Raw genomic sequence first — 13,045 nt, 5'->3', positions numbered from 1 at the left:
GGGTAGAGACATGATTGATTTTTTGCGGGGAAAGCCCGTTTATGTAGAAACGGATTTTGCGGTGCTGGATGTAAACGGTGTCGGATATCGCGTATTTTGTCCGAACCCTTATGCATTCAGCGCGAAAAATGACCAAGAAGTGACGGTTTTTGTATACCACCATGTCCGTGAGGATGCCATTCTGCTGTTTGGATTTGCGACCCGCGAGGAGCAGCGGCTGTTCCGCCGGCTTCTTGATGTATCGGGGGTAGGGCCGAAGGTGGCGCTCGGCGTGCTTGCCGGCGCAAAGCCGGAAGCGGTTGTCGCTGCAATCCAGCGCGAGGACGTCGTATTTCTTACCAAGCTGCCGGGCATCGGTAAAAAAACAGCGCAGCGGATGGTTCTCGACCTGAAGGATCGGCTCGACGGGGTGGGCGATTTTGCACTGGCTGGAGCGGGAGCCGGCGGAGTGGCGCTGGAGGATGCGGGCGGAGACGCTGGCAATGGCACGGTGTGGTCGGACGCGAAGGCGGGGCTCGTATCGCTGGGCTACACGGAAGCGGAAGCCGACCGCGCTCTTCAAGCGGTAAAATCCAAGAACGCCGAGGCGGATTCGGTGGACGTTATTATTAAGCTTGCGCTGCAAGCCTTGTTTCAACTGAAATAACGGGGAGGGAAACGCATGGAGGATCGGATTATTTCAGCACACCTCATGATGGAAGACCATGCTGTGGAATTAAGTTTGCGTCCCCGATATTTGTCGGAATATATCGGCCAAAGCCAAGTGAAGGAAACGCTGAAAATTTATATCGAGGCCGCGAAGCAGCGGAAAGAGTCGCTTGACCACGTGCTGCTTTACGGACCTCCCGGACTTGGCAAAACGACGCTCTCCAACATTATTGCAAATGAGCTTGGCGTGAACATTCGCACGACATCCGGCCCGGCCATTGAAAGGCCGGGGGATTTGGCTGCGATTTTAACGAATTTGCAGCAGGGGGACGTACTGTTTATCGACGAAATCCATCGTCTTCATCGTACGGTGGAGGAGGTTTTATATCCGGCAATGGAGGATTTTGCGCTGGATATTATTATCGGCAAGGGACCTTCTGCGCGTTCGGTGCGTCTTGACCTGCCTTCCTTTACGCTGATCGGAGCGACAACCCGTGCGGGGCTCTTGTCTTCGCCGCTGCGGGACCGTTTCGGCGTCATGAGCAGATTGGAATTTTATACGGTGGACGAGCTGGCATTTATCGTCAGCCGCGCTGCCGATATTTTGCAGGTGCAGATCGTTGGGGAAGCGGCAAGAGAAATCGGGTTGCGCTCAAGGGGAACGCCGCGAATCGCAAACCGGCTCCTGAAGCGGGTGCGCGATTATGCTCAAGTGAAGGGTGACGGCGTAATTACGCTGGAGGCGGCGCAAACGGCGCTTCGTATGATTCAAATCGATGATTTGGGATTGGATCAAATTGACCATCGGATGCTGCGGACGATCATAACGAACTTTCGGGGAGGTCCGGTAGGCTTGGATACAATTGCTGCAACAATCGGAGAAGAGTCACAGACGATCGAAGATGTGTATGAGCCATACTTGCTGCAAATCGGCTTTTTGCAGCGGACGCCGCGCGGACGCTCGGTCACTCCGCTTGCCTATCAGCATCTTGGCCTTCCTATGCCTGATTCAGGCGCCACGAATACGTAAAGGCGGGAAGAGGAAATGAAGAAGTGGAAAATTGGGCTCGGGGGCTTCATCGCCTTCGTTCTAATGCTGACTGTTATTCTGCCAGCCGCCCCGGTTCGCGTTTACGGCGCTGTGCCAAAGCTGGACACGATTCGGGTTGCTCTATTTTTATCAACAGCCAAAGGCCAGCTTTCGATCACTTCAGAGGCAACGCTTTCCTCAGCGGATGTGCTGCAGGTTGGAAGCAGAAGGGCTGATGGAACCGTCCCATGGTTTACCGTGCAGCCGGGGATAACCTTGAAATCTGCGCTGAATCAGTATCGGGTGCTCCTGCTTGAATCATCCGCCAAGGATGCTGCAGAAGCGCTTGCCGCGCAGCTGAAAAGCAAAGGTTACATGCCTGTTACCATTTTGGAGGAGAAGCTGGGACAGACCGTATACCGCGTTTACGCTTCTGGATATGCATCTCAATCGGAGGCGAGAACAGCTCTGACGATGATCGCAGCTGATCCGGATATTCAGCCGCTGGCACGCGGATTTAACGCTGCGGTTGCAGGGCCGCTGACGTGGAACGCGGGTGATTATGCAACCGAGGCCGAGGCGGAGAAGGCCGCTTCTGCCCTGCGCGCGAAAGGCCTGCCGGCTTATAAAGCCGTTTACGAGGGGGCCGCAGGAAAGCCGATCTGGTCGGCATGGCTCGGTGAAGCGGCGGATGAGCAGTCGCTCGCTGCGTTAAAAACCGAGGCGACACGGCTCGTTTCCGGCTTGCAGCTGAAAGCGGTCCCGGAGGCGACCACGTACGCAGTTATCCGATCGGCACCTAAAGGCGGAGTCGTTACCGTCTTGCTTTCCGCCCAGCAGGGCAGGGTGTGGGTCAGCAGCGCAGGACAAGCGGGGATCAAGGTAGCCGAACGGTTTGAGCGGCTATACCGCGGGGCCATCGAGCTAAGCGGAAGCAACGGCCGGCTGGCTGTGATTAACGAGCTTCCGTTCGAGCCGTACTTATATTCCGTTGTTGGGTCTGAACTTGATGAGAGCTGGCCTTCCGAAGTTCTTAAGGCGCAGGCCGTCGCAGCCCGTACCTACGCGCTTGCGCAAGGAATGAAGTACGGGATCGCCCATGTTTCCGATACGACCTACGATCAGGCCTACCGAGGGATCTCCAGAGAGTTTTCCGGAGCGGTCAAAGCGGTTGAGGCTACGGCAGGCGAGGTTTTGATGGATAAGGATGGACTAATTACTCCCTTTTATCATTCGAATGCCGGAAATATGACAGCTGCTCCTACTGAAGTTTGGGGACGCTCCTTATCCTATTTAAAAAGCGTACCGAGCCCGGATGACGGCGCCCAGAAAGGCAAGCTGGATTGGTATCGGATCGTTCTCGAAGACGGTACAACGGGGTATATCCGTTCCGATTATGCCAAGGATTCGGGAACGCGCAATGAAGCGGGCTTTGCAATCATGACCGCTACGGAAACCGGAGTGAATATCCGGAAGGCGCCGTATGTCGATAACGATACGAACGGGGCTATTGCTCAAGTAAAGGCCGGAGACCGGTTCGTAAAGCTTGGAGCGGAAAAAGAGTCAACACCGTACCGCTGGGTGAGGGGCCCTTATCCGGCAGCGGAAGTGCTGGCCAAGCTTAAGTCCGCCATACCTGCGCTATCGATTACATCACTAGACCGGTTAGAGATATCCAAGCGGAGCACCCCATCAGGGCGGGTAACGGAGATTAGAGCCAACGGCCAGCCGATCACTGTAGCGCAGGCTGATTCTTATCGTACGGTGCTCGGCGGATTGCCTAGCATTCGATTCGATATCGAGCAGACCTCCGCCTTAACTGTAATCGGAGCCGGAGGGAAATCTCGTGCGGTAAACGAAGGCGATAACATTTATGCGCTATATACAGACAAGGCGCAGGGTGCCGTATCGCTTCGTGCCGATGAATACGTCGTACTCGGAGCCAATACGGAAACAAGCTTGAAAACGAGGGAAGCGTCGTACCGATTTATCGGTTTAGGCTGGGGCCATGGTCTCGGTATGTCCCAATGGGGAGCGCGCGGCTTATCGGAGCTTGGGTATGACTACAGGAAAATACTGCAATACTACTACCATGGCACGACCCTAACGAAGGGATGAGAAAATGGACGTCAGCTTGTTTGATTTTGAACTGCCGGAAAAGCTGATCGCGCAAACTCCGCTGGCCAACCGGACGCAGTCAAGACTGCTCACATTGGACCGGCGTACTGGCGATATCGCTCACCGGAATTTTACGGATTTTATTGATTTGTTAGAAGATGGAGATACTCTCATTCTGAACGATACCCGTGTAATCCCTGCCCGATTATTTGGGACGAAGCCGGATACAGGAGGGAGCGTGGAAGTGCTCCTCCTTAAGCAGCTGGAGGGCGACCGATGGGAGGCTTTAGTAAGGCCTGGAAAGAGAGTGAAAACCGGGACGGTGATCACTTTCGGGGAGGGGCCTGAACCGCTGCTGACAGCAACGGTGGAAGCCGAAGGAGACATGGGGGAGCGTACCCTGGCCTTTCAATACCGCGGAATCTTCACGGAAATTTTGGATCAGCTTGGGCATATGCCGCTACCGCCTTATATTCGTGAAACGCTCCCTGACCGTGAGCGCTACCAAACCGTATACGCGAGAGAAGCGGGCTCGGCGGCGGCTCCAACGGCAGGTCTTCATTTTACCGAAGCCTATTTGGAGCAAATTCGCGAGAAGGGCATTCAAATCGCATACGTGACGCTTCACGTTGGGCTTGGTACGTTCCGGCCGGTATCGGTGGACAATATCCATGAGCATAAAATGCATGCCGAATATTACGAGGTGCCGCCGGAAACGGCCGCTGCAATTCAAACTGCACGCGCCGCAGGCAAGCGGGTGATTGCTGTCGGTACGACTTCGGCGCGGACATTGGAAACGGCGGCAGCGTCTACTGAAGACGGCCGCATTGAAGCCTGCAGCGGCTGGACGGATATTTTCATATATCCGGGTTACACGTTCCGCTGCGTAGATGCGCTTCTTACTAATTTTCACCTGCCGAAATCGACTCTTCTTATGATGATCAGCGCGCTGGCGGGTAGAGAGCCTGTCTTAGCGGCTTATAACGAAGCGGTTGAGAAGGAATACCGGTTTTTCAGCTTTGGAGATGCGATGTTTATCTATTAAAAAGATCGAAAGAGAGAGCATGATGGCGGTTACTTACGAATATATTAAAACATGCAAGCAAACCGGGGCACGCCTCGGACGAGTCCATACTCCGCACGGCACCATTGAAACGCCGGCGTTTATGCCGGTCGGAACGCAGGCTACGGTGAAAACGATGAGCCCCGAGGAGCTTAAGCAAATGGACGCTCATATCATATTGAGCAACACCTATCATTTGTTTTTGCGACCCGGACATCAGCTGGTGAAAGAAGCGGGCGGGCTTCATAAGTTTATGAATTGGGACCGGCCCATCTTGACGGACAGCGGTGGCTTTCAAGTATTTAGCCTAAGCGATCTGCGCAAGATCACGGAGGAAGGCGTGCATTTTCGTTCGCATTTGAACGGGGACAAGCTTTTCCTGTCTCCGGAGGTCGCGATGGAAATCCAGAACGCACTTGGTTCAGACATTATGATGGCGTTTGATGAATGCCCTCCATATCCGGCGGACGAAAACTACGTGAAATCTTCTCTGGAACGGACAACCCGTTGGGCGGAGCGCTGCCTCCAAGCACATGCCCGTCCGCATGACCAAGGATTGTTTGCGATCGTTCAGGGTGGAATGTATCCGGAGCTTCGCAAGCAAAGCGCGCGGGATTTGACTTCCATGGATTTCCCGGGGTATGCTATTGGAGGATTAAGCGTAGGAGAACCGAAGCATTTGATGTACGAAATGCTGGAGGAAACCGTACCACTGCTGCCGAACAATAAGCCTCGATACCTAATGGGCGTTGGTTCGCCCGATGCATTAATCGACGGAGCCATCCGCGGCATTGATATGTTTGACTGCGTTTTACCGACGAGAATTGCCCGTAACGGGACATGCATGACGTCACAAGGGCGACTTGTCGTTCGCAATGCCCAGTATATGAATGATTTTGGTCCGCTTGACCCGGAGTGCAGCTGTTATACATGCCGCAACTACAGCAGAGCGTATATTCGGCATCTTATTAAAGCGGACGAGACTTTTGGAATTCGTCTGACGACTTATCACAACCTGCATTTCTTGCTGGAGCTTATGAGAAAGGTTCGGCAGGCAATTCAGGAGGACCGGCTGATGGACTTCCGCAATGAGTTCTTTGAGCAGTATGGGCTTCACGATAATGATAAGGGGTTCTAACCTCGAAAGAGGAATTTCATACATAAGACGGAGGGATCATCATGCAATACTTCGCGCAAGCAGCCACACCAGGCGGCGTTGAAGGAATCTTCGGCATGTTATGGCCGTTTATCCTGATGTTTGCGGTATTTTATTTTCTACTTATCCGGCCGCAGCAGAAGAAACAGAAACAGCGCAATATGATGCTTAGCAACTTGAAGAAGGGCGACAAGATCACGACCATTGGCGGACTTCACGGTACGATTTTAGAAATGACGGACGATACGGTTGTTCTTCGTGTGAACGACGTAACGAAGCTGACTTTTGATCGTTCGGCGATCAGCAATGTGATCAGCTCCGGATCGACAGAAGAAAAATAAGAATCAGCAAACTGTCTCGATTTTCAATCGGGGCAGTTTTTTTTACAGCAATTAAAAAGTAAGAAGCGTCAAAAAGGGCTCATCCTTATTTTTGAGGATGGCCCTTGTTTTTTTATAGATTGTTTGTTTTTCAGATTGTTATCTATTTTCGCATGTTGACCCCGATCATTCCTCCCAATGCACCAGCGCCAAATGCAAGTCCGATCAGGGTTAGGGTCTGGCTTGTGAAGGCTGCATCATAGCTGAGAAAGCCTGCCAAAATAATAATCGCTGCATAAATAAGTCCAACCAGTCCGCCATAATACCAACCGCGTTTATCCGTTCTGCGACCGGACACAAGGCCCCCGATAAAGAGAGCTAGCGCATGTACGATGTATACGTATACAGGAAGCGACTGCTCTTGAAAACCGGTGAATTTCAGCATGAACGAGAGAAGCAATACTGAGATTCCCAGCATAATAAAGGAGTAAAGCAAGCCTGTCAGAACCGGAGAAGACACACGAACCTTGCTCATTTTGCTCATCGGATTCATCGATCATCCTACCTTCCGTTATTGTCTTTATATCAAATGTATGGCCAAGCCGCCGGAACTAGTACTATTTTGGCAACAATTGAACACACAAAAATTGCATGGCTCCTGTGGGTGACGGTCACAATACTTTTTGCAAAGAAGCGCGCGCGTCATTCTGATCGAGGAGGACGAACAAATCATGGAATTGCTTTCAATCACCGTACGAACGTTAGTGATGTATGCCGTTATCCTGATCTCCATGCGAATCATGGGTAAACGGGAAATTGGGAAGCTGTCCGTTTTTGATTTAGTTATTTCCATCCTCATTGCGGAGCTGGCGGTAATCATTATTGACGATCCCGAGCGGCCATATATTGAAGGAATGCTGCCGATCATTATCGTTGTAACGATTCAATTCACGTTATCGTGGGTCATGCTGAAAAACCAAACCATTCGCTACCTGCTTGACGGCAAGCCAAGCTATCTCATTAACCAAGGCCAGCTGGATCGTAAGGAAATGAAAAAGCAGCGTTATAACCTTGACGATCTCATGATGCAGCTTAGAGACCGCAATATCCGGAACGTTGCTGACGTTGAATTTGCTATATTGGAGCCTTCAGGAAAGCTTTCAGTCGTCCCGAAAAAGGATTACAAAAAGGATGGCCAAGAAAAAAAATCGAAGTCAGGCATACCGGGAATTCGGTTCGAAGGCCTTCCGGTGGCGTTGATCATGGATGGAAAGGTTCAAGACCGAAACCTCGAAAAAATAGGAAAAACTCGTTTTTGGTTAAAAAACGAGCTTCAACAAAAAGGAGTTAACGATTTTAAGGAGGTTTTTCTCTGTACCATTGATCATAAAGGGCAGATTTTTGTCAGCAATAAAGACGATTCCTCTCGTTTTTAGCGCTTGATCCATCTGCGGATTCCAGGGATTCGAGCCAAATCCTGCTTGTCGATCATTTTCAAGCCTATCATCATAACAAGGTAAGCTGCTAAACCGCAAACCGATGCAGTGACAAATTGGAGGAATTCGGAGCCGATCAATGGGCTTCTATTATATACAAAATCGCAGAGCAAAGCGGTTCCGCACATACCTGCAGCAACCTTAACAAAATCACCGAGTTTCATTGAGAATTTCAGCAGCTTTTTGACGCTTATCCAATGCAGTAGTGTAACTAAAATGATGTTGGCATTAATTGCCAGCAATACTCCATAAATGCCGAAGCTCGGGTTGGAGCCAAGCCAGATGATTAATGTGAGCTTTACGCATGCGCCGGCAAATGTATTCATTAGGGCGCTTCCGGGACGGTCCAAGGCTTGGAGAGTCGCTTGAAGAGGAGCCTGCAGGTAGATGAACAGGGCTACGGGGGCCATGAGCTGAAGCATCTTTCCTGCCTCGCGATCTCCGTATAAAAACAAACACATAGGCTCAGCGAGAACGTACATAAGAACGGCAAAAGGAGCACCGGTTACTAGAGCTAGACGCAGCGATTGGCCAAGTCTTTTATGAATCGTTCGATAATCGTTTCGCGCCGATGCTTCGGATAACGAAGGCACGAGCGAGGTCGCGAGCGAATACGTCAGCGCACTAGGCATCAGTAATAATGGGATGACCATCCCTTGTAGGGCTCCGTATTGCGCGGTTGCAAGACGAGAAGCGATTCCCGCAGCTGCCAGGCTTTGTACCGTTAGTATCGATTCAAAAAAATAAGAGGCGGATCCAACAAGCCTGCTGCCAGTAACTGGAACAGCAATTTTCAGCAAACGCCGCAGCATCGAAAGGGCAGTCGGAGTTTTGGTGCCCGAACCGATGACGGCTTTGTGGTAAGCCTTATACTGCTTCCTGGAGCCCAAATACTGAAAAAGCAGCACCAGCATGCCGCTAACTTCGCCGATGGTTACCCCAAACATAGCGCCGGCAGCGGCAAACTCGATTCCGTAAGGCAGCAGCCACCAAGCAAACAGGAGCATGGCTACAATACGTACTGTCGTTTCGGTGATGGTCGAGGCTGCAGTGGGAATCATATTTTGCCGTCCCTGAAAGTATCCCCGGAAAACGGCAGAAATCGAAACAATGACGATCATCGGGCTCATGGCCAGAAAGGTTGGATAAACACGAGGATCGGTAAACAGAGCGCTGGTAATCCATCCGGCCGCCGCGGCGCATAACACGGTGAGCATAAGCCCGATCGTAACGGTAAGAGCTAAGGAAACCTTTAATATCGCGCGTACCCTTCGTTCATTTCCTTCGGATTCGGCTTCTGCAACAAGCTTGGCCACCGCAACAGGGATTCCTCCCGTAATGATGGTAATGACCACGATAAGAAACGGGTAACCTAATTGGTACAGCCCGACCCCCTCCGCACCGATGACGCGGGGCAGCGTGATGCGCGGGACAAAACCGAGGATCCGGTTAATAATGCCTGCCGCCAGCAGGATCATTGTGCCTTGGATAAATGATTGTTTGCGCAAGGGTACACCATTCCTTTTCCGGGCGTGATTTCACTTGTACATGCTTATGCAGAGAGGAGCCAAGCTCATGCACATATTTTGGGCTGGACGGAAAGAAGGAATCGGCGGGACTTGCGGCGAAAACAGGAGGAAGAGGTAATGGAGGAGGCGGCAACATGGCGGAGGAACAGGGGCTTGAGCGGGAACAGCCGTTTGACGAGGGGCAAATGACAGACGAAGAATTAAGCGCTTTGATTGAAAAGCTATGCATGAGCAAGGCAGAGGAATTTCATATGCTTGGCTACGAGCAGGTAACCGGAGCAGAGGTATGGAGTTTTGTAAGCGACAAATATAAATCGGGTATTCCGCCGCTTCATCGGATGGTAAATGATATTATGTCGTTGAAAGTTACATCGTTCATGAACTGGATGACGATGAATGCGTTTCGCGGTATAGAGTGACGAGGGGCGGGGGCCTCTCCTTTTTTGTTGAATACACCCAAATTGACTCGCTTTTTGGCGCTGGTTATAATTAGAACTATTGAAGTTTGGAAGGGAGCAGGCATACATAACGATGGATAAGAAGAGACTGATTGCCTTTATCTTGCTCGTAATCGTGTCCTTAGGGCTCGTAGGAGTTACGACTCCGGGCCTAGTCGGCAACGTCAAGCTGGGTCTTGACCTTAAGGGCGGATTTGAAATTTTGTACCAAGCGGAACCGCTTGAAGCGGACCAGCAGGTAACGAAGGACGCGCTGCATCAAACGGCTCGCAGCTTGGAACGACGCGCCAACGCTCAGGGAGTAGGGGAGCCGGAGGTGTTTCCGGAAGGGGAAGACCGGATTCGCTTGCGCCTGGCGGGCGTAGAAAATCAGGACGAAGTACGCGCTCTGCTGAAAAAGCCTGCCGACTTAACTTTCCGCGGACCGGATGGTACGAAGGAAATGGTAGGGGCGGATTTTGTCGAGGGCGGAGCGAAGGTAGAGTACGATCCGCAGACAAATCAGCCGTACATTTCGCTGCAAATTAAAAATGCGGACAAGTTCCGCCAAGTAACGGAAAAGCTTCTCGGACAGCCTCTCGCCATTTATTTGGATGAAGAGGAGATTTCTGCGCCGATTATTCAAGCGGTTATCCCGAACGGACAAGCTACCATTACGGGGAATTACACATATGATGAAGCAAAAAAGCTTGCCGACATCATTAACCTCGGCGCTCTTCCGTTGAAGCTGACGGAAAAATACACGCAAAGCGTTGGGGCTTCCTTAGGTCAACAGTCGCTGGAACAGACCGTGCGGGCCAGTATTATCGGTTCCCTGCTGATCCTTGCGTTTATGCTTTTTTACTACCGTCTGCCGGGGATGATTGCAGTAATTACGTTAATTACGTATACGTGGCTGCTTCTACTCGTGTTTGATCTGATTAATGCGGTGCTTACGCTTCCGGGTATTGCGGCATTCGTGCTCGGGATCGGGATGGCGGTAGACGCCAATATAATTACGTATGAACGGATAAAGGACGAAATCCGCAGCGGCAAAAGCGTAAATTCCGCATTGCGCGCCGGATCACGAAACTCCTTCCGAACCATTTTGGACGCTAACGTTACTACAATCCTTGCATGTATTGTCTTGTATTATATCGGCACGGGCTCTGTTCAAGGCTTTGCCCTTATTTTGATCATGAGTATTTTAGTCAGCATGGTAACAAACGTGTTCTTCTCCAGAGTGCTGCTAAATTTACTTGTGCGGGGTGCCGGCGTGAAAAAGCCTGGCTACTTCGGGGTTAAGGAGGGTGAGATCCGTGCGCTATAATTTTGACTTTGTGAAGCATCGGAAAAAGTTTTTTACTTTTTCGATCGTAATTACTCTGCTCGGGATATTGACCCTCGCGATCTTCGGATTAAATTTCGGCGTAGATTTTAAGTCGGGGACGAATTTGGATATTTCCGTAGGACAAACTATCGCAAAAGAGAAGGCCGTCGAAATTTTGACCAAGGCCGGATTCGAGGAGAAAACCTTTACGCCTCCAACGATTGGGGGCAATCAGGATCGGGTAACGGTACGTTTTGACCGCGTTTTACTGCCGGATGAGGTTCAAAAAATCGAAGCGGCTTTTGTTGAAGTTTACGGAGAGAATGTCACAAAAGAAGAAAATACCGTCGACACGACCATTGCAAGAGAGCTTATCAATAAAGCGGGATTAGCTGTTCTACTTGCGAGTGTAGGAATTATCATTTATGTCAGCATTCGATTTGAGTGGCGTTTTGCGGTCGCGTCCATTGTTGCGTTGCTGCATGATGCTTTTATCGTAATCAGCTTATTTTCGATATTCCGTCTTGAAGTGAATCTGCCGTTTATCGTTGCGGTTCTGACAATTATCGGATATTCCATTAACGATACGATCGTTATTTTTGACCGGATTCGTGAGAACTTACGTTTCACAAAGCTGAAAACCTTTGACGATATCGCGCAGCTGGTAAACAACAGTATTTCCCAAACGATGACCCGGTCTATCAATACCGTCCTGACAGTATTGTTTGCAGCGGTGTGCTTGTTCATCTTTGGAAGCGAATCGATTCGTCTGTTCTCGCTGGCGATGATTTTCGGATTGGTAAGCGGGGCTTACTCGTCCATCTTTATTGCGAGTCCGGTTTGGCTTGTTTTGAAAAATGCCACGCTGAAGCCGCGTAAACCTGCTTCCGTTGGGGCAAAAGAATAACGGAGCAGTACAAGATTGGAAAAGGGAGTGTCAGGCATGTCAGAACAGCGTTTTGCGAAGGCAGAAAATGCGGCTTGGATCGGAATTGTCGGCAATATTATATTGGCGGCGGTGAAAGGCTTTGTCGGGTGGATGTCAGGGAGTAAAGCGCTTATCGCAGATGCTGCGCATTCCGCTTCGGATGTGGCGGGCTCATTTGCCGTGCTGCTTGGGCTGAGAGCTGCAAAGCAGCCACCGGATGAGGATCATCCGTACGGGCACGGCAAGGCGGAGTCCATCGCAGCGATTATCGTTTCTGTGCTTCTGCTGCTTGTCGGCATCGAAATTGCAATCAGCTCGCTGAAATCGATGTATGCCGGCAATTTGGAAGCGCCGAAAATGTACGCTCTTCTTGTCATCGCAGGATCGATCGTCATTAAGGAAGCGATGTTTCGGTATAAATACAATCTGGGGAAAAAATTGTCCAGCCAAGCGCTAATTGCCAATGCTTGGGAGCATCGTTCCGATGTTTATTCCTCTATTGCCGCTCTGATAGGCGTCGGAGGTGCTGTCATTGGCGGCTTCCTTGGTATTCCTTGGCTCTACTATCTCGATCCCGTGGCTGGTATTGTTGTCGCGGCGATGGTGCTGCGCATGGGTTACCACTTGGTAAAAGAGTCGATTCATAATACAATGGATCACGTGCTGCATGAAGAAGACGCGAAAGAGCTGGTGGACGAGGTCCAGCGTGTTCGCGGGGTAATGTCCGTGGATGAGCTTCGTGCCCGAGAGCATGGCCATTATGTTGTTGTGGATGTGAAAATTAGCGTGAATCCCCGGATTTCAGTTTTGGAAGGCCATGATATTGCAAAAAGCGTGAAGCATCAGCTTCTGGATAAATTTGGCCATGTTTCGGATGTATTTATTCATGTGAACCCGTATGATCCGGATTATCCGTATAAGGTAACCGGTGCGGACGCTGAAGATGATAATCATCCGACAATGCTGCATTGATGGAGTACGGTTTGTTAC

General features: G+C 50.8%; 13 protein-coding genes. 11 read left to right on the top strand and 2 right to left on the bottom strand.

Annotated features, from left to right (window positions below; genetic code table 11):
- Window positions 1-10: 10 nt before the first annotated feature.
- From ruvA to yajC, 6 genes are read left to right on the top strand one after another with little or no spacing between them, the layout of a single operon-like run.
- Window positions 11-646, top strand: coding sequence for a Holliday junction branch migration protein RuvA (ruvA, locus tag GQS10_RS02875; protein WP_166238796.1), 636 nt, complete (start codon window positions 11-13; stop codon window positions 644-646).
- Between the two features lie 15 nt (window positions 647-661).
- Window positions 662-1,678, top strand: a complete 1,017-nt coding sequence (gene ruvB / locus GQS10_RS02870; protein ID WP_166238794.1) for a Holliday junction branch migration DNA helicase RuvB — start codon at window positions 662-664, stop codon at window positions 1,676-1,678.
- Between the two features lie 15 nt (window positions 1,679-1,693).
- A complete protein-coding gene (locus tag GQS10_RS02865; protein ID WP_243734902.1) occupies window positions 1,694-3,796 on the top strand; it encodes a SpoIID/LytB domain-containing protein in 2,103 nt (700 codons plus the stop codon).
- A gap of 4 nt (window positions 3,797-3,800) precedes the next feature.
- Complete coding sequence (gene queA / locus GQS10_RS02860; RefSeq protein WP_166238792.1) at window positions 3,801-4,841, top strand: tRNA preQ1(34) S-adenosylmethionine ribosyltransferase-isomerase QueA; 1,041 nt, start codon at window positions 3,801-3,803, stop codon at window positions 4,839-4,841.
- Between the two features lie 19 nt (window positions 4,842-4,860).
- Window positions 4,861-5,997, top strand: a complete 1,137-nt coding sequence (gene tgt, locus GQS10_RS02855; protein ID WP_166238933.1) for a tRNA guanosine(34) transglycosylase Tgt — start codon at window positions 4,861-4,863, stop codon at window positions 5,995-5,997.
- 41 nt (window positions 5,998-6,038) lie between these two features.
- Complete coding sequence (gene yajC / locus GQS10_RS02850; protein ID WP_166238790.1) at window positions 6,039-6,356, top strand: preprotein translocase subunit YajC; 318 nt, start codon at window positions 6,039-6,041, stop codon at window positions 6,354-6,356.
- A gap of 142 nt (window positions 6,357-6,498) precedes the next feature.
- Here yajC and GQS10_RS02845 read toward each other — a convergent pair whose 3' ends face one another.
- Window positions 6,499-6,888: a TIGR04086 family membrane protein gene (locus GQS10_RS02845; protein WP_166238788.1), complete on the bottom strand. Its 390-nt coding sequence runs from the start codon at window positions 6,886-6,888 to the stop codon at window positions 6,499-6,501.
- A gap of 178 nt (window positions 6,889-7,066) precedes the next feature.
- On the opposite strand from GQS10_RS02845, the gene GQS10_RS02840 reads away from it, so the two are divergent.
- Window positions 7,067-7,771, top strand: a complete 705-nt coding sequence (locus GQS10_RS02840) for a DUF421 domain-containing protein (RefSeq protein WP_166238786.1) — start codon at window positions 7,067-7,069, stop codon at window positions 7,769-7,771.
- Here GQS10_RS02840 and spoVB read toward each other — a convergent pair.
- A complete protein-coding gene (gene spoVB / locus GQS10_RS02835) occupies window positions 7,768-9,339 on the bottom strand; it encodes a stage V sporulation protein B (protein ID WP_166238784.1) in 1,572 nt (523 codons plus the stop codon). The genes GQS10_RS02840 and spoVB overlap by 4 nt on opposite strands.
- A 155-nt stretch (window positions 9,340-9,494) precedes the next feature.
- Between spoVB and GQS10_RS02830 the strand changes: the two genes are divergently transcribed.
- The 4 genes from GQS10_RS02830 to GQS10_RS02815 all read left to right on the top strand — a co-directional run bounded on the left by GQS10_RS02830 (window position 9,495) and on the right by GQS10_RS02815 (window position 13,027).
- Window positions 9,495-9,779, top strand: a complete 285-nt coding sequence (locus GQS10_RS02830; protein WP_243734901.1) for a post-transcriptional regulator — start codon at window positions 9,495-9,497, stop codon at window positions 9,777-9,779.
- Window positions 9,780-9,891: 112 nt separating this feature from the next.
- On the top strand, window positions 9,892-11,127 hold the full coding sequence (gene secD, locus GQS10_RS02825; RefSeq protein WP_166238783.1) for a protein translocase subunit SecD: 1,236 nt from the start codon (window positions 9,892-9,894) through the stop codon (window positions 11,125-11,127).
- Window positions 11,117-12,034, top strand: a complete 918-nt coding sequence (gene secF, locus GQS10_RS02820) for a protein translocase subunit SecF (RefSeq protein WP_166238781.1) — start codon at window positions 11,117-11,119, stop codon at window positions 12,032-12,034. The genes secD and secF overlap by 11 nt, the downstream gene beginning before the upstream one ends.
- A gap of 36 nt (window positions 12,035-12,070) precedes the next feature.
- The gene (locus GQS10_RS02815; RefSeq protein ID WP_166238779.1) at window positions 12,071-13,027 is read left to right on the top strand and encodes a cation diffusion facilitator family transporter; all 957 of its coding nucleotides are present in this window, start codon (window positions 12,071-12,073) and stop codon (window positions 13,025-13,027) included.
- Window positions 13,028-13,045 lie beyond the last annotated feature (18 nt).

Source organism: Paenibacillus turpanensis, assembly GCF_011421635.1.
Lineage (GTDB): Bacteria > Bacillota > Bacilli > Paenibacillales > YIM-B00363 > Paenibacillus_AK > Paenibacillus_AK turpanensis.
Note: the sequence above shows the minus strand (reverse complement) of the source record. Positions and strands in the feature narration are given on the sequence as shown.